Genomic DNA, 23,418 nt, shown 5'->3' with positions numbered 1-23,418 from the left:
GGTTAAAGGGCTGGAAACGCACGCTAGAGGGATGGCAGCGGCAAGCCGAGGAGAGGGAGTGAGCGACGTTATCTCTTGGGAGTACAGCGCAAAAAGGCCCGCTAGCGATAGCGGGCCTTTTGATGACTGGCTTGCCGGACCAAGCCCGGGTCTGGAACCGGGGTCAAGGGGCGGCCAACTCTGGTCGGCGGCTCTTAGCGGGCGCGCACTACCAGACCCTTGAGGTAGAAACCTTCCGGATAGGCTGTGCCGATCGGGTGATCGGAAGCCTGGGACAGGAGCTCCAGGATCTGGGCATCGCGACCGGCGTCCAGCGCCGCATCGGCCACTATCTTCTGGAACAGGCTCTGCTCCATCAGGCCGGAGCAGGAGTAGGTCAAGAGCACGCCACCCGGCGCCAGCAGCTGGAACGCCAGCATGTTGATGTCCTTGTAGCCGCGGCAGGCGCCCAGCAGCTGGGCCTTGCTCTCGGCAAACTTGGGCGGATCCAGCACTATGACGTCGAACTTCTCACCCTTCTCGCGGTATTCGCGCAGCAGCTTGAACACGTCGTGACGGATGAACTGGGTGTTGGAGATATCCAGCCCGTTCAGCTCGGCGTTCTGGCGGGCGATGTCCAGCGCAGTCTGGGAGAGATCCACGTTGACCACTTCCTTGGCGCCACCCTTGAGGGCATAGATGCCAAAGCCACCTGTGTAGCTGAAGCAGTTGAGCACCCGTTTAGCCGAGGTGTACTTGGAGACAGCCTGACGGTTGTCACGCTGATCCAGATAGAAGCCGGTTTTGTGGCCGTTGCGGATGTCCACCAGGATCTTGACGCCGTTTTCTTCGATCACCACAGGCTCGGTCGGGGTCTCGCCATGGATGACGCCGGTACGCTCTTTCAGCCCTTCCTTCTTGCGTACCGCCACGTCGGAGCGCTCATAGATGCTGCATTCGGGGTAGAGGGTACGCAGCGCCTGGGTGATCAGCTCGCGCTGGAACTCGGCACCGGCGGAGAGGATCTGGCACACCAGGAAATCGGCATAACGGTCTATGGTCAGACCCGGCAGGCCGTCGGATTCGGCGGCGCACAGGCGATAGCCGGTGAGGCCCTGACGCTTGATCAGCGGATCCCGGGACTCCTGGGCATATTTGAGGCGACGCAGGAAGAAGTCGAGATCGACTGTCTCCTCTTTATCGAAGGTCCAGACCCGGGCACGGATCTGGGAGCTGCCTGACCAGGCACCACGGGCGAGCCATTTGCCATCGTTGGCGTAAATCTCGACGGTATCGCCGTCAACGGGGTTGCCTTCAACCCGCTCAATCCCCTTGGAGAAGATCCAGGGGTGACGGCGCAGCAGGGATTTTTCGCGGCCTTTGACGAGATAGATGAAAACGCTCATGGGTGTTTGCCGATGGTAAAAAGAAAAGGGGCCACATTCTATGTGCAATAAGGCGGCTAAGCCAGTCTTTGCTGGTATATGACGGACGTACTCAAGTTGCTCTTGAATAACGGCCGGGCATCGGTTCTGCAAGGTTTGAAGAATCTCAATGTTGGCGTTTCACACGACTTATTTTGTTGGCTTTGGTTGGTTGTGCTTGTTTTATGTTCAATGTATGTTTTTAAATGCACAAAATATAACCAAGTTAGTGTTTTTATCTTTTCTTTGTGTGATTTTCTTTAAAGAGTCATTTGGTAATGTCGATAGAGGGGGAGACCATTTTGAATCTTTCCACTTATCGAGCTGTCCATGTCCCTCTCCATTGCCACCAATGTTTCCGCCCTCAGCGCTTCTCGCCATCTTGGTCAATCATCGAGCACACTGGACTTGGTATATCGGCGGCTCTCATCCGGATTGCGCATCAACAGCGCGGCCGATGATGCGGCCGGCTTGCAGATCAGCAATCGCCTCACCAGTGAAGTAAACGGGACCAATACGGCTATTCGCAATGCCAATGATGGGATCTCGGTGATCAACGTGGCCGATGGTGCGCTCGATGAGTCGGTGAACCTGATGCAGCGGATGCGCACCCTGGCACTGCAGTCAGGAAGTGGTGCCAACACGGCAGAGGATCGCGTGGCCTTGAATGCTGAATTCAAGCAACTGCAGTTGGAAATGGATCGGATTGCCACAGGCACCCGGTTTGCCGGACAGGATCTGCTGGCCGGGAGCTATAAAGGCATCTTCTCGGTCGGTGCTTATGCAGGACAGAATACCGTCATTACCGATATCAATGCCCAGACCAAAAACCTGGGCGAAATGGAGTGGCAGGCGCGCAGTCCGGCAGGTAGCAAGCCGGGGGCGTATGACATTGCTGATCTCAAGCTTTCATCTCAGCCTGTCACTCTCAACGGCGTGACCTTTGACAAGGATTATTCCACCCAGGAAGCATTCGTGGCAGATATCAATGGCACCACTTTCCCCAATAATCAGGGGCCGGTAAAAGCGCAACAACTGCCATTTTCAGTCGCCTCCGCCGTCGATTTATCCGCCCTGCCATCCTATATCGATGTAGCGGGTCACTCTGTGGATCTGACTACCGGCATTGATATGACGGGTTGGGATCCGGTCAATCCTACTCCCGAAAACAGCGATTTGATGAGGGAGGTGGTTCGGCGTATCAACAATACTGCGCAATCGGCAGGTCTAGGCTTTTATGTGAGTGCCTCCAACAACAGCAATCCCGCCAGTAATGCATTGACCATGCATAGCTCTCAGGGCAGCAGCCTTGCGCTTGCAAATGGCACAACGCCACCTCCGCAGCCAGTACCACCGGCGCCTCCAATTATCAGCAATCCTTCTCTGAGCACTCTGCTACCCGATGTCACCCCCACGACCTATATTGGCCAGATGGAACTGCACTCATCAGGTGACAAGTATTCCAATATCGATATGCAAGGATCTAGCTTGAATGCACTGGGTTTTTATCAAGCAGACAAGAAGAAATATACCGTTGATAATATTGATGTTTTGAATGATGAGAACGCCAGCAGAGCCATCAAGACGCTGGATGCGGGCATGAAACAGCTGGGTGTTCAGTGTTCGCGACTCGGCGCCCAGGCCAATGCGCTGGATTCACGGGTGCGCAATCTGGCCAATGCCAATGAGAACCTCGGTGCCGCCCGCTCAAGGATCCGGGATGCCGATATGGCAAGTGAGTCGGCTCGTCTGGTACGTACCCAGATTTTGCAGCAGGCCAGTTCGACCATATTGAGCCAAGCCAACAGTCGGCCCAATATGGCACTCAGCCTGCTGCAGTCATGACCATCAAGTCGACATGGATGGACTCTGCCGCTCTGCAATCAGTTCAGCCGAGTGCCGTGTGTCCATAGCAGGGCATTGTGAAGTATTGACTTGATGCTGAAACAACAGAGGCCATCCATGGGATGGCCTCTGTTGTTATTCCACAGTATGTCAGATCTTGAGCCCCTTCAAGGCCTGGGCCAGCTCGGTGGCGGTGGCCTTGAGGCCGGCGGTGCCGGCCACAGAGGCGCTGGCGGATCCCTCTACCTGGCCCGCTTCGTGGCGCACCTGATCCAGGTTGCGGGTGATCTCCTCGGCGACCGAGCTCTGCTCCTCGCTGGAGGTGGCTATCTGGGTGCTCATCTCCAGCACGGCATCGCTGTGGTTGCTGAGCTTGTCGATATCGAGCCCCACTTCGCTGATCAGCGCCTGGCTGCTGGCTGCGCGGCCAACTGTCTTCTCCATGATGTCATTGAGGGCACCCGTGCCGGCCTGCAGCTCTTCGATCATCTGCTGGATCTCCACCGTGGCTTGCTGGGTGCGGCTGGCGAGGGTGCGCACCTCATCGGCCACCACCGCAAAGCCGCGACCCTGCTCGCCGGCGCGGGCCGCCTCGATGGCGGCATTGAGTGCCAGCAGGTTGGTCTGCTGGGAGATGGCGTTGATGACGTTGACCACCTCGTTGATGCGGTTGGCGTTGTGGGTCAGCCGTTCCACAGCGCCTGAGGCGTTGCCTATCTCGTCGGCCAGGGTGCGGATGGCGGCTATGGTGCGTGATACCCGGGCGGCGCCGTTGGCCGCCTCTTCGCTGGACTGGCGAGTCTGCTGCAGGGTGTCGTTGGCGTTGCGGGCCACCTCGCGAATGGCGGCGGACATCTGCTCCATGGCGGCGGCCAGGGAGTCCATGTGCTGGCGCTGGGAGCGGGCCATGGTTTCCCCTTCGCTGGCGTGATCGCGAAATTCGTCGGCGGCCATGGTGAGCGCCTCGGCGGATTCTTCCACTAGCTGTACTATCTTGTGCTGGCGGTCGGTGAATCTGTCTATGCTGCCCGCCAGGATGGAGAACTCGTCCCGCACCGGGAAGAAATTGAGGCGGAAGGTGAGATCCCCGTCGGCCACCGTCTGCAGTGCCTTGTTGGTGGAGTAGAGGGCGCCGGAGACAAAGGTCATCAGGTAGTGGGTGATGAGGGCCAGCAAGGCTGCCAGCACGGCGATGATGGTGAGGGTGGTGCCCTGGCCGTCCCACATGGAGTAACGACCGGCATCCAGGCTGCCGGTCACGAAACCGGCCTGGCCTGCGCTGGCGCTGAAACGGTAGTGGTCGCCCTGCTGGCTCAGGCCGGCACTGCCGGTCGGGCTGAGGATGAGATCGGCGGGCAGGGTGAGGCTGGCGTGCTGGCTAATCAGCTGGGCGCTGGTCTCGACCCTTTGCTTGAGTTGATCCAGCCGAACCTGCATCTGCTGATCATGACCGTCGGCCAGCAGGTACCCGGTGAGCAAGGCGATGAACAACAGAGGGCACCAGAAGGTGATGAGAAATTTTTCGCTGATCGTGAGGTGAATGAGATAACGGTCAACCCACCGAAACTTTACTTCTTTCATAATGGTATTGCGTCCTGCAAGGGGAAGAGAGTGTCGCGCTCATTATCGCCTTGGGGGGAAATTTCTTAAGGGGAAGGTGTGAGAAATGGGAGAGCAATCGTTTGTCGTGCGCGTCTGGGGTCAGGTGCAAGGGGTGGGATTTCGCTACTTCACCCGGGAGCGGGCGCTGCAACTGGGACTGCGCGGCCACGCCTACAATCTGGAGGACGGATCGGTGGAGATCCTGATCTGCGGGCCCGAGCACGGGGTGCAGATGATGCTGGGCTGGCTGGAACACGGGCCGCGCACCGCTGAGGTGACCCGGATGGAGTATGAAGAGGCGCTGCCGCCCAAAGGGAGTGGCTTTCATACCAATTGAGCGGAGTGAAACCGCCATGCCACGCATAAAAACGGGAGCCATCGGGGCTCCCGTTTGTGCATGTTGGCGTCAGCCGGCCTGGGCTGCGTCGGCGATGGCCTGGGTCTTGGCCAGCACGGCCTGCAGGGCGGGGCGTTTGGCCAGATGATCCCGATAGGCGGCCAGCTTGGGGGGAATGGTCTGCTCGAAGCGGGTGGCCCACATCAGGGTATGGGCCAGCAGCAGGTCCGCTATGGTGATCTGCGCCCCCAGCAGGTAGCCCTGCTCGGGCACCCAGGACTCGGCGATGGCCGCCGCCTTGTTGAACTCCCACTTGGCGGTGGGGAAGATGGCTGGCAGGCGCTGGGGCTCCGGCAGGGCAAACTTGTGCTTGCCTATGGTCCACAGGGGTTGCTCCAGCTCGCAGGTGATGAAGCTGACCCACCGGGCGTGCAGCGCAGAGGCCTGGGTCCCTCTGGCTGGCAGCCAATCCGGGCCATAGACTTCGGCCAGGTACTGCATGATGGCGGCGGATTCGGTCAGCACGAAATCCCCGTCTTTGAGCACCGGCATCTTGCCGCTCGGGTTCAGCGCCAGAAACCAGTCGCTGCGATTCTCGCCCTTGGCGAAGTCGAGAAACTGAAACTGCCACGCCACGCCCAACTCTTCCAGTAACCAGGATATGCGCAGGGCTCGACTGACTGGGGTTCCGTATAAGGTGATCATGCTTGCTCCTTGCCTGATGGTGGGTGGGCCCATGTGCGACCCCGACAGGTGAACAGGCAGTCTAGGCAAATTGCACGGTGGCAACAAGCCCATATGGGAGTGCTGACGATGGGGTGCAGCTGCCATGCCGTGGGAAAAGGGGGATAAAAAAAGAGAGGCCGGATGGCCTCTCTTTTCATGGGGGTTGCAGCCAGCGCGCTTACTTGACGCGCATACCTGGCTGGGCGCCTTCCTGCGGCTCCAGGATCCAGAGATCCTTGCCGCCCGGGCCTGCGGCCAGCACCATGCCTTCGGACATGCCAAAGCGCATCTTGCGCGGCGCCAGGTTGGCCACCATCACGGTCAGCTTGCCTTCCAGATCTTCCGGGTTGTAGGCGGACTTGATGCCGGCGAATACCTGACGGGTTTCACCGCCCAGATCCAGTTGCAGCTTGAGCAGCTTGTCCGCTTCCGGCACGGCTTCGGCCTTCTTGATCAGCGCCACCCGCAGGTCCAGCTTGGCGAAATCCTCATAGGAGATGGTTTCACTGATGGGGTCGTCTGCCAGCGGGCCTGTCACTTTCGGTGCCTGCTCCTTGGCCAGATCTTCCTTGGAGGCCTCTATCATGGCTTCAATCTTGGCGGGCTCGATGCGAGAGAACAGTGCCTTGAACGGGGCCAGCTGATGGTGGGTCAATGGCAGGGCGACGCCATCCCAGGTGAGGGTCTCACCCAGGAAGAGTTCGGCGCGCTCGGCCAGCAGCGGCATGACCGGCTTGAGGTAGGCCATCAGTACGCGGAACAGGTTGATGCCGACAGAGCAGACTGCCTGCAGCTCGGCGTCTGCGCCTTCCTGCTTGGCCAGCACCCAGGGCGCCTTCTCGTCCACGTAGCGGTTGGCCTTGTCGGCCAGCGCCATGATCTCGCGGATGGCGCGGCTGAACTCGCGTGCTTCATAGGCATCGCTGATGGAGGCGCTGGCGTTGGCGAATTCGGCATAGAGCTCGGGCTCGGCGCAGGTCGCTGCCAGCTTGCCGTCGAACCGCTTGGCGATAAAGCCGGCGTTGCGGGAGGCGAGGTTGACCAGCTTGTTGACCACGTCGGCGTTGACGCGAGCCACGAAGTCATCCAGGTTCAGGTCCAGATCGTCGATGCGGCTGTTGAGCTTGGCGGCGTAGTAGTAGCGCAGGCACTCAGGATCCAGGTGGTTCAGGTAGGTGGAGGCCTTGATGAAGGTGCCCTTGGACTTGGACATCTTGGCGCCGTTGACGGTCACATAGCCGTGCACGTTGACCTTGGTCGGCTTGCGGAAACCCGCGCCTTCCAGCATGGATGGCCAGAACAGGCAGTGGAAGTAGGCGATGTCCTTGCCGATGAAGTGATAGAGCTCGGCGGTGGAGTCTTTCTTCCAGTAGCTGTCGAAATCGATGTCGCCGCGCTTGTTGCACAGGTTCTTGAACGACGCCATGTAGCCGATGGGGGCATCCAGCCAGACGTAGAAGTACTTGCCCGGTGCGCCCGGGATCTCGAAACCGAAGTAGGGGGCGTCGCGGGTGATGTCCCACTGCTGCAGGCCGCTCTCGAACCACTCCTGCATCTTGTTGGCCATCTCTTCCTGAATGGCGCCGGAACCACGCACCCAGCCGGCCAGCCAGGTTTCAAACTGCGGCAGGTCGAAGAAGAAGTGCTCTGAATCCTTCATCACAGGCGTGGCGCCCGAGACGGCGGATTTCGGATCGATAAGCTCGGTCGGGCTGTAGGTGGCGCCGCAGCTGTCGCAGTTGTCGCCGTATTGCTCCGGAGACTTGCACTTGGGGCAGGTGCCCTTGACGAAGCGGTCCGGCAGGAACATGGATTTTTCCGGATCGAACAGCTGAGTGATGGTGCGACCCTTGATGAAGTCACCGGCTTTCAGACGACCGTAGATCAGCTCCGCCAGCTCGCGGTTCTCGTCGCTGTGGGTGGAGTGATAGTTGTCAAAGCTGATGTTGAAGCCGGCGAAGTCGGTCTGGTGCTCTTTGGAGACGGCCGCGATCATCGCTTCCGGGGTGATCCCCAGCTGCTGTGCTTTGAGCATGATGGGGGTGCCGTGGGCGTCGTCGGCACAGATGAAGTGCACCTGATGGCCGCGCATTCGCTGATAACGAACCCAGATATCGGCCTGGATATGTTCCAGCATGTGGCCAAGATGGATGGAGCCATTGGCATAGGGGAGGGCGCAGGTTACCAGCATTGTACGAGGATCAGTTGCCATATAGTCGTTCTTGATGTGCTTGTTGGGATGATACAGTGCCGTGCATGTTACCCGAATTGGGGGTAGCCTGCCTAGGGGGGGGGGGGGGGGGGGGGGGGGGGGGGGGGGGGTTGTGGCGCTGTCCGCCCTGGTGCTCGCGCTGGTTGGCAAGCAGGCAAGCCACTGATTTGTGTGCGGTAACCGTTCACCTCAAGATAATGACAAGATAATGAGGAGTTAATGGTGATTGATTCAGTAAAACAGATCCTGGCCGAATTTAAGCCGACAGGGTGGGGCAAGGATCTGGTTGCGGCCGGGTTTGTGCGCAGTGCAGCGCTGCAGGGGCAAAGCCTGACCATCAGGCTGGTGTTGCCCTTTGCCGGGCGTTCCCTGTTTGAGCAGATCAAGCAGGACTTTGATGCCCGGTTGCGCAGCGCCACCGGCGCTACCCGCATCGACTGGGTATGTGACATAGAGGTGGCCAGCCTGCCGCGAGCGCAAGGGCTGGCGGCGGTGCAGGGCATTCGCAACATCCTGGTGGTCGCCTCAGGCAAGGGCGGGGTGGGCAAGTCCACCACGGCCGTCAACCTGGCGCTGGCGCTGCAAAAGGAGGGCGCGCGAGTCGCCATTCTGGATGCGGACATCTATGGCCCCTCCATTCCGACCATGATGGGCACGGTCAAGGAGCGCCCCGTCAGCCATGACGGCAAGCTGATGGAGCCTGTGATGGCCTGCGGCCTCAAGAGCAACAGCATCGGTTATCTGGTGGACGAGCAGGATGCCACCATCTGGCGCGGCCCCATGGCGAGCAAGGCGCTGGCCCAGATCCTGCACGAGACCCGTTGGGGCGAAGTGGATTATCTGGTGGTGGACATGCCACCAGGCACGGGTGACATCCAGCTCACCCTGGCCCAACAGGTGCCGACCTCGGCGGCGGTGATCGTGACCACGCCGCAGGACGTGGCGCTGACGGATGCTCGCAAGGGGGTCGCCATGTTCAACAAGGTCAATGTGCCCGTGCTCGGCATAATAGAAAACATGAGTTATCACGTCTGCAGCGCTTGCGGCCATCACGAGCCCCTGTTCGGTACCGGCGGCGGTCAGAAGATGGCGGAGCAGTATCATGTGGCACTGCTTGGTCAGCTGCCGCTGCACATCGATATCCGCCAGCACATGGATGATGGCTGCCCGACCGTGTTCGGCGCACCGGAAGGAAGCCTGGCTCAGGCCTATATGAAACTGGCTCGTCGAGTGGGTGCCGAGCTCTATTTCAGCGGTAAACCGATTGCGACCCCCCTTTATACGATGGCGGTGGATGAATAATCGGCTGTCGTGTGGTTGAGGTGGATTTGAGGGTGGGCATGGCTCACCCTTTTTTATATAATGGATCGGTTTAAACAATCCCCACTGCTCTTCTCTTTAGGTATTTTCAATGTCTGATACTCAACATTCGTGTGTGATCATCGGTATTGCTGGCGCATCCGCGTCCGGCAAGAGCCTCATAGCCCAAACCATTTATGAAGAGCTGGTGGCCGAACTGGGCGCGGGTCAGATTGGTGTGATCACCGAAGATTGCTACTACCGTGATCAGACCCACCTGACCATGGAAGAGCGGGTCAAAACCAACTATGACCACCCCAATGCCCTGGATCACGATCTGCTGGTACAGCACCTGAGCCAGCTGGTGAAAGGCGACGCGGTCAACATTCCCCAGTACTCCTACACAGAGCACACCCGCATGAGCGAGGTGACCCCCTTCGCCCCGCGCCGGGTGATCATTCTGGAAGGGATCCTGCTGCTGACCGACAGCCGCTTGCGGGATCTGATGGATGCCTCCATCTTCATGGATACCCCGCTGGATATCTGTCTGCTGCGCCGTCTGGTGCGTGACGTGCAAGAGCGCGGTCGTACCATGGATTCCGTGCTCAAGCAGTATCAGAAGACGGTACGTCCCATGTTCCTGCAGTTTATCGAGCCCTCCAAGCAGTACGCGGACGTAATAGTGCCCCGCGGTGGCAAGAACCGCATCGCCATCGACATGCTCAAGGCGCGTATCCGCCACATGTTGATTGGTTAAGATGAAACAAGCCGGGTGATGCCCGGCTTTTTTAAATGAACATTTTGTCAGGAGAGTCGCCCAATGCGCCTTTGTGATACCGATATTGAACGTCATCTGGATGAAGGCAAGATCGTCATTGAGCCAAGACCCGGTGTTGAGCGGATCAGCGGCGTCAGCGTCGATGTGCTGCTGGGCAACGAGTTTAGAGTGTTTCGCGATCACACGGCCCCCTATATCGACTTGAGCGGCCCGAGCAGCGAGATGGCCGACGCCATCGATCGGGTGATGAGCGACGAGATCCACATCGCAGATGGGGAAGCCTTCTATCTGCACCCGGGCCAACTGGCACTGGCGGTGACTTATGAATCCGTTACTCTGCCGGCCGACATCGTCGGCTGGCTGGATGGTCGCTCCTCTCTGGCCCGTCTCGGCTTGATGGTGCACGTGACCGCGCACCGCATCGATCCGGGCTGGTCCGGCCGCATCGTGCTGGAGTTCTACAACGGCGGCAAGTTGCCGTTGGCGCTGCGTCCCAAGATGAAGATAGGCGCACTGAACTTCGAGATGCTCTCCGGGGCAGCTGCACGTCCCTACAACAAGCGGGAAAATGCCAAGTACAAGAGCCAGCAGGGCGCCGTTGCCAGCCGTATGAATCAGGATTGAGATCGGCGGTGCGTGATCCGGTCGACAGCGGATCCGGTTGCAATCTGTTAAACAAGAGGGCGCCACTGGCGCCCTTCGCCGTCGGATTTGGGCGGCAAGGCAAGATGGGACGGGTGTGATGGGGCAGGGGAGTGGCTTGCTTTTGCTTGCCCTTTGTACAGATGTCGCGATTCTGTCGGTCGAAAGCTGACGGTGACGCCGAGCAAGATCCGGTGCCGCCGGGCGATATCGTGATGAATTGTTCCCGTTTGGAGACTGTTTTTGTCAGCTTGGATCTGTTTAATTAATCATGGACAAGCCGCATGATTGCTGGCTCTAAGCTATTTTTTGAGAGAAAGCTCTTTTTTTTTCTTACTGAAATATTTCAACAACGGGTATGGCGCAACCAGCCTTCTGGCATAATCCGCCGCAACTCATAAACAGGTTCGTTTTTATGTTTGAAATGTTTAGTGGTTTGGGTTTGTTATGGTCAATCGGTTTGGTATTGGCCGTTTTTTTTGTGTTGGCTTATGAATTCATCAATGGCTTTCACGATACCGCCAACGCGGTAGCAACGGTTATCTATACCAAGGCGATGCCAGCTCACCTGGCGGTTGTCGCATCCGGGATCTTCAACTTTTTTGGCGTCATGTTCGGCGGTCTGGGCGTTGCCTATGCCATTGTCCACTTGCTGCCGATTGATTTGCTGTTGGGCATGGATTCCACCCAGGGGTTGATCATGGTGTTCTCCCTGCTGTTTTCCGCCATTGTCTGGAATTTGGGGACCTGGTTCCTGGGCATTCCGGCCTCCAGTTCTCACACGCTGATCGGTTCCATCCTGGGGGTGGGCGGTGCCTATGCCTGGCTCAACCATCAGCCGCTGACTCAGGGTATCAACGTCGCCAAAGCGATCGACATCATGCTTTCCCTGATCATCTCCCCGACCGTCGGCTTTGTCGTGGCAGCCCTGTTGCTGTTTGCCATGAAGCGAGTCTGGCTGGGCAGCAAGATCCACAAGACCCCGGAAGAGCGCCTGCTGGTGGACGGCAAGAAGCATCCGCCGTTCTGGGCTCGCCTCACTCTGGTTGCTTCCGCCATGGGCGTGAGCTTCGTGCACGGCTCCAACGATGGCCAGAAGGGCATCGGTCTGGTGATGCTGGTGCTGATCTGCATGGCACCCGCCTATTTCGCTCTGGACATGAACAGCCGCTCCTACGATCTGGATCGCACCCAGGATGCCAACCAGCGCATCATGGAGATCTATCAGCGCAACCATGAGCAGGTTGCTCATGTGGTGGACTTCAAAGTGCCTGCTCAGGCCCAGGAAGAGCTGATGACCCATTGTGCGGCGAATGGCGCACTGCAAGCCATGGCAACCCTGGACAATCGTCTCGGCCAGGTACGGACCTATGAAGAGCTGGATCTGACCGACCGCCGTGAAGTACGCCGTCTGCTGCTGTGTATCGACGATACCGCGCGCAAGGTCTCCAAGCTGCCGTTGCCGGCCAAGGAGCTGACCGATCTGGCTAAATGGCGCAAGGATCTGACGGCGACCGCCGAATATGCTCCGACCTGGGTTATCGTCTCCATCGCACTGGCGCTGGGTTGCGGTACCATGGTGGGCTGGCGTCGCATCGTCTACACGGTCGGTGAGAAGATTGGTTCCACCGGCATGACGTACAGTCAGGGCATCGCCGCCCAGATCACGGCGGCTGCCTCCATCGGTGTTGCCAGTTTGACTGGTATGCCCGTCTCCACCACCCATATCCTCTCCTCTGCGGTAGCGGGGACCATGGTGGCGAACAAGTCAGGCCTGCAGAGCCAGACCATCAAGACCATACTGATGGCCTGGGTGCTGACCCTGCCGCTCACCATGCTGCTCTCTGGTGGCCTGTTCCTCATCAGCCACCACCTGTTTGGCGGCTGATAGCAGCGCAACCTCAGACATTGACGAAGGGCCTACGGGCCCTTTTTTCATGTCCGCAGATCCCGCGCAGCCCCGTTCTTTGGCTGGGAGAGTACAGATCATCTGGCCCGGGCAGACGGGCAGGAAGAGAGTCGATGACTTGTTTCTTATGCTGTTGACTCTTTATATGCCATCAAACTTGCAATGTATGCTGCGCTGTGTGCCATCCGTTGCAAGACACAAGGTCTTGCTCAGTGTTTGATAGGGATTGAAGCGGGGAGCCCCAAGAGGGCGAAAAGGCGCAACCTCTCATTCTGTTGTCTGTGCTTGGCGCTGCGCGCGGGAGCGTTGTCACCTGGGGCAAGCCGAGCTGATGGGTGGCCAGGATATCTCTCCAGGCCAGGGTGCGATTCATTGACGGATACCGTCACAGGGCATGGACAACAAGTCTGACGGGCATACAGGGTGACTCATTAGCGGCAGGGGGATCTTGGCTTGGGTCGTCAGTGGCTTGGATGTGACAGAGAGAGGTAACCAGGCGTTACAGCTCATTGGGGCATACAGAGGGCGAGTCTCTTCTTGCATTGGTGGACGTGCGAGGAGAAGGAGTGGCTCTGGTGTGACCGAGTGCTTGGTGCGACAAGAGAAAAGCGATGGGGGAAGGCTGGGAGTCAGTGACTCGGTTCACACCCGAGCCCAAACGGAAGATAAAAAAAGAGCCACACAGTGTGTGGCTCTTTTCCATCAGGCTAGCTGGCAATCAAGGACGACCAGCCGGGCTGGTTGCCACGTTGACAGCAGCCGTGCTGCCACCATGACGGCCAGAGCTTGTCACGTCATTGCGCACCAGCGGTGCCTGCTCGACAGGTGCCTGCGCAGGTAGGGCTGGTGCCGCAGCCGGCGTTGCCATCGGGGCAGAAGCCTTGCGGGCACCGGCCAGCAGACCGGCGCCTTTCTTGGCCTGGTTGACCACGGGCGCAGCGACGGCAGCGGGTGCTACCGGCTCTGCCTGGGCAACAACCACGGCTGCGACTGGCTCGGCGACCACGGCAGCAACAGGTTCAGCAACCTGGGGCGCTGGTTCAGCTGCAGGTGCGGCTTCCACGACAACGGGGGCAACAACCTCGGCAGCCGCCTCGATGACAGGGGGCACAGTCGCAACGACGTCGTCAGCAGGTGCGACAACGACGCTCGCTTCGGCAACCACAGCTGTGGCCACCACGTCTGCGACAACCGGCTCGGCAGCCACAACAGGGGCAGCTTCAACCTGGGCTTCGGTCACGACGGGGGCGGCAATCGCCACGGCTTCGGCTTGCTCACGGGCTTCCTCGGCAACGGCTTCCACCACCACATGCTCGGTCAGTGCAGCAGAGGCTTGTACGGCGGCGGCAATGGCTTCGGCGCTCGGGATCGTGATGACGGGCACTGCCGGCTCTTCCACTTTCACCTGAGCCGCATCAGCCTGGGCTGCCGTGGTCAGGATAGGGGTGTCTGCTTGCTGCTCTTCATCATCGCGCTGACTGCGGGCATCTTCGTTGATGCGCTTGCGACGTTGACCTTCGATACGCTGGCTGCGCGGCGTACGACGGGAACGACGCTGGCCGTCGGCCTGTTCGTCACTCTGTTCCACTGTGTCAGCGGCATCGGCCACGGCAGCAACCGGCTCATCAGTCGGCTGGGCAGCAGGGTTGCTGGCCGGAACATCGGCACGGATCTGCTTGCGCAGTTGACGACGTTCGCGGCGCTCGGCGACTTTCTGCTCTTTTTCCTGCTGGGGCTCGGCACTGACGACGGCAGTTTCAACGGTTTCTACCGCTTCAACGACCAGCTCGGCACGGGGCTCACGCGGTGCACGGGGCTCACGAGCCGGACGCGGGGCGCGCGGTTCGCGTTCCTGACGAGGTTCGCGGGGCTCACGTTCCATGCGCTGTTCAGTGCGCACTTCACCGCGGGCTTCACGTTCCTGACGGGGCTCACGCTCTTGACGCGGTTCGCGTTCTTTACGCGGACGACGATTGCGGTTCTCACCACCCTCGCGATTGGCCGCGCCTTCGCGCTTCTCGCCGGCTTCCGCCGTGTTGCGGTTGCTGCGGTTGTCGTCGCGACGGGGACGCTGGCCACGGCCACGGTTTTCATCACGCTGGTGACGATGACCTTCATCCTTGCGCGCTTCCCGCGGCGCAGCCGGTTTCTCGGCAGGAGCCTTCACGTCGGCAGGGGCGGTGTCGGAACCGAACAAGCCGGAGATGGCCTTGAACAGCTTGCCAAACAGACCCGCTTCGGCGGCAACCTGTGGCTGTGCCGCGACGGGCGCAGGAGCAGCAGGGGCGGCCGGTTGAGGAGCCTGGACGAAGCCTTGCAGCAGCGGTTGCTCGCGTTCGATCACCTGAGCCTGCTTCGGCTGGTAGACCGGCTTGGCAATCTCGGTTTTCAGCTCGTAGCTGGCCGCTTCCGGGATCTCGTTCTGACGAATGCGGGTCACTTCGTAGTGCGGGGTCTCCAGATGCTGGTTCGGAATGATGTACAGACGTACTTCATTACGCTGTTCCAAACTGGCGATGGAGGCGCGCTTCTCGTTGAGCAGATAGGCGGCAACATCGACCGGCACCTGAGCATGAACCTGCTCGGTGTTGTCCTTCATGGCCTCTTCTTCGATGAGGCGCAGGATGGACAAGGCCAGTGATTCGTTGTCACGGATGACCCCTTGACCCTGGCAACGGGGGCAGATGTGGCTGCTTGACTCGTTGAGGGAGGGACGCAGACGCTGGCGGGACATCTCCAGCAGACCGAAACGGGAGATCCGGCCCAGCTGGATGCGGGCGCGGTCCTGATGCACGGCTTCACGCAGACGGTTTTCCACTTCGCGTTGATGGCGAACCGGGGTCATGTCGATGAAGTCGATGACGATCAGCCCCCCCAGGTCGCGCAGACGCAATTGACGGGCAATCTCGTCGGCAGCTTCCAGGTTGGTTTGCAGCGCCGTCTCTTCGATATCGCCGCCCTTGGTGGCGCGGGAGGAGTTGATATCGATGGAGGTCAGTGCTTCGGTCGGGTCTATGACTATGCTGCCGCCGGAGGGCAGGCGCACTTCGCGCTGGAAGGCCGACTCGATTTGGCTCTCAATCTGGAAGTGGTTGAACAGGGCAACTTCGCCCTTGTACAGCTTCACGCGGTTGAGGAAATCGGGACGAACCAGCTCGATGTGAGCACGGGCACGTTCAAAGATGACAGGGTCGTCGATCAGGATCTCACCGACATCGCGACGCAGGTAGTCACGAATGGCGCGCACGATCACGTTGCTTTCCTGGTGGATAAGCACGGGAGCGGTACGGTCCTGTGACGCCTTGTGGATGGAGTCCCAGTGGTTGAGCAGAACGTTGAGATCCCATTCCAGCTCTTCCGGGGATTTGCCCACACCGGCTGTACGCACGATGAGACCCATGCCGTCCGGCACTGTCAGGCCGCTCAGGGCTTCTTTCAGTTCTGTCCGTTCATCACCCTCGATGCGGCGGGAGATACCACCGGCACGGGGGTTGTTCGGCATCAGCACCAGGTAGCTGCCGGCCAGGCTGATAAAGGTGGTGAGGGCTGCACCCTTGGTGCCACGCTCTTCCTTATCGATCTGGACGATGACTTCCTGGCCTTCGCGGACCACTTCTTTGATGTTGGGACGACCCTGATAGGAGTAACCGGAGGGGAAGTAATTGCGGGCGATCTCCTTCAATGGCAGGAAACCGTGACGCTCGGCGCCATAGTCGACAAAAGCAGCTTCGAGACTGGGTTCTACGCGGGTGATTTTACCCTTGTAGATGTTCGCTTTTTTCTGCTCGTGTCCCGGACTTTCAATATCCAAATCGTAGAGCTGTTGTCCGTCAACCAGCGCTACGCGCAACTCCTCTTCCTGAGTCGCGTTGATTAGCATTCTTTTCATTGAGTTCTCGTTATTTTGTCATTTTGATTTCCTCCACAGGATCCTGCCGGCGCCGGCCTCGGGTCTTCAGCATACTTGGGCAACCTCCCGGTTGGGGTATGCATGAGGCGCAAACTAAGGGCGCTCTGGTTCGGCCTTCTCGAGAAGGCATGAATTAAGGATGCCGGTGTGGAGACAAATAATCGGTTCTGTTTGTGTTCTCCATGCGCTGTACCTCGCACCCGGGAACCGTCATGTTCTTATATACACGGTGTTTCGGGATTGGGTGGCATAAATTTTGGCCACTTAGTACAAGGCTTGAACACAATGACAAAACCTTGTTTATTATCCCATTTAAACCACTTTTATAGCAAGGCGCCATTTTTCAACAAAGCATGCAGCCAATGACCGCCGGCAGTGTTAAAATCCGCGCCATGACACAGATACAACAACAAGTGCAGCTGCTCACCATCGAAGCTGAGCATGAAGGGCAGCGCATCGACAATTTTCTCAAGACTCAGCTAAAGGGCGTCCCCAAGAGCCTGATTTATCGCATCCTTCGAAAAGGGGAAGTGCGCGTCAACAAAAAGCGCATCAAACCGGAATACAAACTTTGCCCAGGCGACGAGGTGCGGGTTCCTCCCGTGCGGGTTGCCGAGAAAAACGAACTGCCCTCGGCCAACCTCGGCAGCATCCAGCGTCTGGAGAGCCAGATCCTGTTTGAAGACGACGCCATGATAGTGCTCAACAAACCGTCCGGCATGGCCGTGCATGGCGGCAGTGGCTTGAGTTTCGGTGTCATCGAGGGGCTGCGTGCCCTGCGCCCAGATGCCCGCTTCCTGGAGCTGGTACACAGGCTGGATCGCGATACCTCAGGCGTACTGCTGGTTGCCAAGAAGCGCAGCGCCCTGCGCAGCCTGCACGAGCAACTGCGAGTCAAGACCATGCGCAAACAGTATCTGGCGCTGGTGCGCGGCCAATGGCAGCCCCACGTCAAGGTGGTCAATGCGCCGCTGCGCAAGAACGATCTGCAATCCGGTGAACGTGTGGTGCGGGTCAGCAGTGACGGCAAGCCATCGGAAACCCGTTTCCGCATCGCCCGTCAATTTGCCGAGGCCACCCTGGTCGAGTGCAGCCCGATCACCGGCCGTACCCACCAGATCCGGGTGCATACCCAGCATGCCGGTCATCCCATCGCCTGTGATGACAAGTATGGGGAAGCGGCCTTTGACGAGAAAATGCGCAGCCAAGGGCTGAAACGGCTGTTTTTGCATGCCTGGAAGCTGAGCTTTACCCATCCGGTCGACGGTCGCGAGATGCAGGTGGAAGCCCCGCTCGCGCCCGAACTCGACAACTTCCTGAACAAGCTGGCTCGCTGATGAAGGCGGTCCGACTCGCCATTTTCGACTGGGACGGTACCCTGATGGACTCGGTGGGCCGGATTGTCGCCTGCGTCGCGGGGGCGGCTCGCGATTGTGGCGAGCCAGTGCCCGCTGCGATAGAGACGCATCAGATCATAGGGCTCAGCCTGGAGGTCGGCATTCCACAGCTGTTTTCGCTGGCGCCGGGTGGTGAGCAGGCCAACGCCCTGATCGCCCGCTATCGTCACCATTATGTGCATGACGGCACGCCCAGCCCGCTGTTTGTCGGGGCGAGCGAGCTGCTGCACCACTGGCACGGGCAGGGGATAGCGCTGGCGGTGGCCACCGGCAAGTCGCGCCGCGGCCTGGATCGGGTGCTGGATGATACCGGACTGCGGCCGCTGTTTGCCGCCACCCGTGGTGCGGACGAGGCCAACTCCAAACCCGATCCCCTGATGCTGACGCAAATTCTGGATGAGCTGGGCTTTGCTGCGCACCAGGCGGTGATGATTGGCGACTCCATCCACGACATGGCGATGGCAGAGGCGCTGGCCATGCCGCGGATCGGGGTGAGCTGGGGCGTGCACGACAAGCACAGGTTGCAGGCACATGATCCGCTTGCCGTTGTCGATACCATGGATGAGCTCAAGCGGTTACTGGGTTAGCCTTGCTACATGTCTGATAAGAGATGACAAAACGGGAGCCTTGGCTCCCGTTTTTCATTGCTGGCATGTCGCTCCCGTCAGGGCAGAGCGAGGCCATGGCGCGCCAGCAGCTCGATCAGGCCGATTAGCGGCAGGCCGATCAGGGCGTTGGGATCGCGCCCCTCCAGCCCCTTGAACAGCACTATCCCCATACCTTCACATTTGAAACTACCCGCACAGTCGAGGGGCAGCTCAGCCTCGACATAGCGGCGAAGGGCGGCCTCATCCAGGGTGCGGAAGTGCACGGTGAAAGGCTCCACCAGCTGCTCGGCCCGGCCGCTGGCGGCATCCAGCACGCACAGGCCGGTATAGAAGGTGACGCTGCGGCCTTGCGCGGCCATCAGTTGTGCCACTGCTTTTTCCACAGTGCCCGGCTTGCCCAGGATCTGGCCGTCGCAGACACACACCTGATCGGACCCTATGATCAGCCCCTGATCAAACCGGTCGGCAATGGCGCTTGCCTTGGCAAGGGCCAGCCGTGCCACCAGCACCTCGGCCGATTCGCCGGGCAGGGGAGATTCATCCACCTCGGGGGCCGCGCATTCAAAAGGAAGCGCGAGTTTTTCCAGCAGGGCTTTGCGATAACGGGAAGTGGAGGCGAGGATCAGCTGTGTTGGCATTGTGATGTCCTGGTTCGATGCGGTCAGGCGCCGATGGTATCGCCGCGCCGTGAGCCGGGCAAATACCGGATGGGATTTTCGTATTTGGCATGATCTGCTGGTATCACAGGGTTCATTCTGTATGGCCGCAGTGCGAAGGGCGTGCGATTGTCACCGGTTTCCAGATTGGAAAGTGTCGCTATCGACTCATTCATCGGCCTCTTCCCTATAGTGGCAGGCTTATCCGACTGTCATGCCCTGGGTGGGCGACAGTCCCCTGCTGCTGGAGTTGTCATGCGTCCCTACCTTGTCTGCTGTTTCTTGATGATCACCCTCTACCCGGTGGGCATAGATCTCTATCTGGTCGCGCTCCCCCAGATCGGGGTCGCGCTGGAGGCCAGTGCGGCGCAGTTGCATACCGCGTTTTCAGCCTATCTGTTTGGCATGGCCGCTACCGTGCTGGCAGGCGGGCTGCTGGCCGACCGATATGGCCGCAAGCCGGTGATCCTGGGGGGCGCCCTCATCTTTGTGCTGGCCTCGCTGGCTGCCGGCGGCGCCGACTCGATCACGGCATTCCTGCTGGGTCGCATCGGTCAGGGGATAGGGGCCGGCACCCTCTATATCATGACCTTTACCGTGCTGCGGGATGTGCTGGCGCCGGCCAGGCTGGCGGCTGTCCTGTCGATGATCAACGGCGTCATCTGCGTGATCCCCGTGCTGGCGCCGCTGCTCGGTTATCTGATCCTGGCCCGCTTCGACTGGCCTGCGATCTTCCAGGCCATGGCCCTGCTTGGCGCCGTGGTGGCGCTGGTGACCCTGCTCTGGCTGCGGGAAACCCGCCCAGGGGAGGGGAGACAGACCGTTTCCCATACTGCCGAACGCCTTGGATTTTTGCGCACGAGACAGTATCTGTGGATGTGCGGCCTGACCAGTACCGGCATGACCTGCATCCTGACCTATGTCAGTACCTCACCCATGATATTGATGACGGGGATGGGGCTGGATACCGCAGGTTACGCCGAGATCATGATGGCGATGGCCGCGATCAGCATGATCGCCTCTTTTCTCAATCCCGTGCTGATCCGCCGGTGGGGCAAGGAGAGGGTGCTGGCCTGGGCCCACGGCGCCCTGGGGGTGGCACTCTTGTTGCTGCTGGCCTCCCGGCAGGAGGCACTGTTGATGGCGCTGGCCCATGATGGTTCCTCGCCGTTGTGGGCGCTCTGGCTGATCCGTCTTGGCTTTGCCTTCGTTTGCATCGGTTTTTCCGCCAGCTTCGGCATCGCGATGGGCGAGGCCCTCGCCAGTTGCGAGCACCAGATCGCCCTGGCCAGTGCGACTCTGTGCATCATTCAGATAGCCAGCTCGGCGCTCTATATCTGGCTGATGGGCTGGCTTGGTCTGGCGCCCCTCCTGTTGCTGGCTTATTCGCTCCTCCTCGCCGTGCTACTCTATCTCGCCTTTCGCATCATGGGGCCTGTGGCCGACCAGGTGCCCTGCGATCCCCAGTCCGTGGAGAAAATCTGATCATGCGCCCCCTGGTCGAACTCGATCTCAATCTGTTGGTGGTCTTCAGGCTGCTGTTGCAAGAGCGCAGCGCGACCAAGGCGGCCAAGCGGCTCAATGTCACTGCGCCGACGGTCAGCAAGGCGCTGGCTCGCCTGCGCGACTGGTTTGACGATCCGCTCTTTATCCGTACGCAGCGGGGACTGGAGCCCACCAATCTGTCGCTGAGTCTGGAAGAGGAGCTCAAGGAGTGGTTTCAGCTGTCGGGCAACATAGCCTCCCTCTGCGGCAACGCGATTCCGGAAGGGGCCGCTTTCAGACTGGTGCTGGAGTCCCCTTTTTACATCAGCTTTCTCAACAGCCTGCCCATGGTCATCTACGAGAAATACCGCAAGTCGACCATCAAGGTGATGAATTGGGATCACCACTCCCTCAGCGACATCATCAATGGCGATGCCGATCTCGGTTTCTGTGCTCGCGAGACGCACCCCAGCTCCTTGGCCCGGGTCAACCGCCTGCCTTATTACATCGATCACGAGGTGTTGTTCGAAGACAGACCCGTGGTGTTTCTGCGCAAGGATCACCCCCTGCTGGCCCGCAAGTGGAGCCTGGACAATTTTCTCGCCTACCCCCATGTGAGCGTGGTGTGGGAGGCCAGCGATGCCTGGGCGCTCGACAGCCTGCTCGATGATGAGGGACTCAGCCGGCGGGTGCCGATCCGGGTCTCCAGCTTCGAGCAGGCGCTGCACATTGCCGCCCAATCCGCCCACGAGCTGATAGCGGTCGTGCCGTCCTATTGCGCCAGCTATGCCAGCTTGCATCACGACAATCTGATCTCCTTGCCACTGCCGCTGGAAGAAACGCTGTATCGCCAGCTCGACATCGCCTTTATCCTGCTCTGGCACAAGCGCAACAACTACAACACCAAGGTGCTCTGGCTGCGAGACGAGATAAAGCGGCTCTATCACGAACACATGGGGGAGCCCGGCTAGCCACCATCTGCTCGGGACATGTCGGCCCGCCAGCAGACAGACCGCCCTGCCAGCCGAAAAGCGGCTATAAGCATAAGCAGGATCAGGCGAGGGCATCAGATGACGAGACATGGAATATGGCTGCTGTGGCTGCTCTGTTTGCCGGCATGGGGACAAGGGTGGCAACTGCAGACGGGGGAGGCCGGCATCTTGTTATGGACCCGCGCCCACCCACCGGGGACATTTCTGGCCCTGCGCCTGGAAATGAACGTAGCTGCGCCCCCATCCGCCTTGCTGGCCGTGCTGCGCGATACCGCCCGTCATCAGGAGTGGCTGCCCCAGAGCCTGGAGGTGCGCGTGCTGGCAAAGCCGGCGCCCGATGAAGATCTGGTATATACCCGCTTGTCGGCACCCTGGCCGGTGCAGGAGCGAGAGCTGATCACTCATTCCCGCCTGCGGCGCAATGCCGATTGCAGCCTGCAACTGACGGTATGGGCGGCGCCCGATGCACTGCCACCCCATCCGGGGCGAGTGCGGATCCGGGCCAGTGAAGGGCGCTGGGAGGCATTGCCACAACTGAACGGCACCACCCTGGTGCGTCTTGAAACCTACACCAACCCGGGCGACAGCCTGCCGAGCTGGCTCGTCAATCCGATTGCCGCCCAAGCGGCGCTGGACAGCTTTCGAGCCATTCGCCGGCTGATGGAAGCCGTGCCACCCCAACCTTGCGCTTGTGCGCGGCAACACTCTGCTGACAAGTGGCATTCATGCCAGGTTCTTCCTTGAGGTTTGCCCTTGATGGGTATTCTCCCGGCTTAAGCCGGGGCGTTTTTAAATATTATCCTTATCAATAATCTTGCATGTGTCTTTCACTGCCAGACCATCAGGGTAAATAGTGTGTCGCTCATATCTAGGTCATGAAAAACGGTATATAGCGCCAACCTCATGATATTTATCATACTTCTTTCATTCCCCATCTTTATCTGCATTGTGTCAGACAAGTCTTTGTCAGTTGTTTTGACCGGGGCGGGAATATCACGCATTAATAAATCATTCTCGTTAATTTCCAGTTCAGGTTTTAACACCTTTTTTACCTTATCGTCATTTCTGGCACCAATATCTCCATCCGTTACAAACGAATGAAGAGCCAATGGCAAGGAGGCTAATATAGCCACCCTCAAGAAACAGGATCTTTCTTGCCGTGCTAGTCACCATCTGACCATATAAGGATATATCATGAAAAAATTACCTATATTTGCGGCCCTGCTGTGCTTGTCACTGGGCACTATGGGCGGCGTGGCGGCTGATGAGGCGCAGCCTGCGGCCGCTCCGGCGGCGATGGATGCGCTCAGTGCCGCGGCTGCGCAGACGCCAAGAGACTTTGTGAGTCTGACGCTGATGAATCAGAGTTCCCGTGCCAGTGCCTATATTGAAATCATAGGAGAGGGCATTTATGACACCAGAGATGTTCCTGCGGGAAGCTCCACCTTTATATCTTATCCTCGGGGGACCTATATCAGTACCCTGCGCGCCACCGATGGGGCAATAGGTTATGCCCATTGTGCCCCGGTTCTGCTGGATGCGAGTAAAACGTCATTCATGAACCTTGAAACCCACTCTTGTTATACACAGTGATGGGTATCGATGACATGTCATGCG

At 59.3% G+C, this 23,418-nt stretch carries 19 protein-coding genes; 12 read left to right on the top strand and 7 right to left on the bottom strand.

The annotated features are described in order from the left end of the window. Positions 1 to 194: 194 nt before the first annotated feature. A complete protein-coding gene (locus CK910_RS16915) occupies positions 195 to 1,385 on the bottom strand; it encodes a class I SAM-dependent methyltransferase (RefSeq protein ID WP_043134834.1) in 1,191 nt (396 codons plus the stop codon). Positions 1,386 to 1,733: 348 nt separating this feature from the next. Here CK910_RS16915 and CK910_RS16910 point away from each other — a divergent pair, with 348 nt between their 5' ends. Beyond that, positions 1,734 to 3,248, top strand: a complete 1,515-nt coding sequence (locus CK910_RS16910; RefSeq protein WP_098984073.1) for a flagellin N-terminal helical domain-containing protein — start codon at positions 1,734 to 1,736, stop codon at positions 3,246 to 3,248. A gap of 150 nt (positions 3,249 to 3,398) precedes the next feature. On the opposite strand, the gene CK910_RS16905 is transcribed toward CK910_RS16910, so the two are convergent. Beyond that, positions 3,399 to 4,829, bottom strand: coding sequence for a methyl-accepting chemotaxis protein (locus CK910_RS16905; protein ID WP_098984072.1), 1,431 nt, complete (start codon positions 4,827 to 4,829; stop codon positions 3,399 to 3,401). Between the two features lie 85 nt (positions 4,830 to 4,914). Here CK910_RS16905 and CK910_RS16900 point away from each other — a divergent pair, with 85 nt between their 5' ends. After that, positions 4,915 to 5,187: an acylphosphatase gene (locus tag CK910_RS16900; RefSeq protein WP_043134832.1), complete on the top strand. Its 273-nt coding sequence runs from the start codon at positions 4,915 to 4,917 to the stop codon at positions 5,185 to 5,187. Between the two features lie 69 nt (positions 5,188 to 5,256). On the opposite strand, the gene CK910_RS16895 is transcribed toward CK910_RS16900, so the two are convergent. Continuing rightward, positions 5,257 to 5,892, bottom strand: coding sequence for a glutathione S-transferase family protein (locus CK910_RS16895; protein ID WP_098984071.1), 636 nt, complete (start codon positions 5,890 to 5,892; stop codon positions 5,257 to 5,259). A 199-nt stretch (positions 5,893 to 6,091) separates the two neighbouring features. Next, the gene (gene metG, locus CK910_RS16890) at positions 6,092 to 8,125 is read right to left on the bottom strand and encodes a methionine--tRNA ligase (RefSeq protein WP_098984070.1); all 2,034 of its coding nucleotides are present in this window, start codon (positions 8,123 to 8,125) and stop codon (positions 6,092 to 6,094) included. A 219-nt stretch (positions 8,126 to 8,344) separates the two neighbouring features. Between metG and apbC the strand changes: the two genes are divergently transcribed. The 4 genes from apbC (at position 8,345) to CK910_RS16870 (ending at position 12,732) form a co-directional block, all read left to right on the top strand. Next, on the top strand, positions 8,345 to 9,427 hold the full coding sequence (gene apbC / locus CK910_RS16885) for an iron-sulfur cluster carrier protein ApbC (RefSeq protein ID WP_098984069.1): 1,083 nt from the start codon (positions 8,345 to 8,347) through the stop codon (positions 9,425 to 9,427). Positions 9,428 to 9,536: 109 nt separating this feature from the next. Beyond that, the gene (udk, locus tag CK910_RS16880; RefSeq protein WP_042866357.1) at positions 9,537 to 10,181 is read left to right on the top strand and encodes a uridine kinase; all 645 of its coding nucleotides are present in this window, start codon (positions 9,537 to 9,539) and stop codon (positions 10,179 to 10,181) included. A gap of 63 nt (positions 10,182 to 10,244) precedes the next feature. Then, positions 10,245 to 10,826 (top strand): dCTP deaminase, encoded by a 582-nt coding sequence (gene dcd / locus CK910_RS16875; protein ID WP_043134827.1) that lies wholly within the window; start codon positions 10,245 to 10,247, stop codon positions 10,824 to 10,826. 433 nt (positions 10,827 to 11,259) lie between these two features. Further along, complete coding sequence (locus tag CK910_RS16870) at positions 11,260 to 12,732, top strand: inorganic phosphate transporter (RefSeq protein ID WP_042866360.1); 1,473 nt, start codon at positions 11,260 to 11,262, stop codon at positions 12,730 to 12,732. 739 nt (positions 12,733 to 13,471) lie between these two features. Here the strand turns inward: CK910_RS16870 and rne are convergent. Beyond that, positions 13,472 to 16,642, bottom strand: coding sequence for a ribonuclease E (gene rne / locus CK910_RS16865; protein ID WP_098984068.1), 3,171 nt, complete (start codon positions 16,640 to 16,642; stop codon positions 13,472 to 13,474). A 413-nt stretch (positions 16,643 to 17,055) separates the two neighbouring features. Between rne and rluC the strand changes: the two genes are divergently transcribed. Further along, positions 17,056 to 18,000 (top strand): 23S rRNA pseudouridine(955/2504/2580) synthase RluC, encoded by a 945-nt coding sequence (gene rluC / locus CK910_RS16860; RefSeq protein ID WP_216640157.1) that lies wholly within the window; start codon positions 17,056 to 17,058, stop codon positions 17,998 to 18,000. Continuing rightward, positions 18,000 to 18,647 carry an HAD family hydrolase gene (locus tag CK910_RS16855; RefSeq protein WP_098984066.1) on the top strand — a complete coding sequence of 216 codons (648 nt, stop codon included), beginning with the start codon at positions 18,000 to 18,002 and terminating at the stop codon, positions 18,645 to 18,647. Before rluC ends, CK910_RS16855 begins: the two co-directional genes overlap by 1 nt. Before the next feature lie 77 nt (positions 18,648 to 18,724). Here CK910_RS16855 and CK910_RS16850 read toward each other — a convergent pair whose 3' ends face one another. Then, a complete protein-coding gene (locus CK910_RS16850) occupies positions 18,725 to 19,306 on the bottom strand; it encodes a Maf family protein (RefSeq protein ID WP_098984065.1) in 582 nt (193 codons plus the stop codon). Between the two features lie 273 nt (positions 19,307 to 19,579). On the opposite strand from CK910_RS16850, the gene CK910_RS16845 reads away from it, so the two are divergent. From CK910_RS16845 to CK910_RS16835, 3 genes are all read left to right on the top strand, one after another. Continuing rightward, the gene (locus CK910_RS16845; protein WP_098984064.1) at positions 19,580 to 20,809 is read left to right on the top strand and encodes an MdtL family multidrug efflux MFS transporter; all 1,230 of its coding nucleotides are present in this window, start codon (positions 19,580 to 19,582) and stop codon (positions 20,807 to 20,809) included. Between the two features lie 2 nt (positions 20,810 to 20,811). Next, the gene (yidZ, locus tag CK910_RS16840; RefSeq protein WP_043134819.1) at positions 20,812 to 21,780 is read left to right on the top strand and encodes an HTH-type transcriptional regulator YidZ; all 969 of its coding nucleotides are present in this window, start codon (positions 20,812 to 20,814) and stop codon (positions 21,778 to 21,780) included. Between the two features lie 99 nt (positions 21,781 to 21,879). After that, positions 21,880 to 22,545 (top strand): START domain-containing protein, encoded by a 666-nt coding sequence (locus tag CK910_RS16835; protein ID WP_098984063.1) that lies wholly within the window; start codon positions 21,880 to 21,882, stop codon positions 22,543 to 22,545. 83 nt (positions 22,546 to 22,628) lie between these two features. Here the strand turns inward: CK910_RS16835 and CK910_RS16830 are convergent, their stop codons facing one another. Beyond that, complete coding sequence (locus tag CK910_RS16830) at positions 22,629 to 22,934, bottom strand: hypothetical protein (protein WP_157774637.1); 306 nt, start codon at positions 22,932 to 22,934, stop codon at positions 22,629 to 22,631. A 61-nt stretch (positions 22,935 to 22,995) separates the two neighbouring features. On the opposite strand from CK910_RS16830, the gene CK910_RS16825 reads away from it, so the two are divergent. After that, the gene (locus CK910_RS16825; RefSeq protein WP_098984061.1) at positions 22,996 to 23,394 is read left to right on the top strand and encodes a hypothetical protein; all 399 of its coding nucleotides are present in this window, start codon (positions 22,996 to 22,998) and stop codon (positions 23,392 to 23,394) included. Positions 23,395 to 23,418: the final 24 nt, after the last annotated feature.

Source organism: Aeromonas sp. CA23 (assembly GCF_002587065.1).
Lineage (GTDB): Bacteria > Pseudomonadota > Gammaproteobacteria > Enterobacterales > Aeromonadaceae > Aeromonas > Aeromonas bestiarum.
This window is presented reverse-complemented; position numbering and strand designations above follow the sequence as displayed.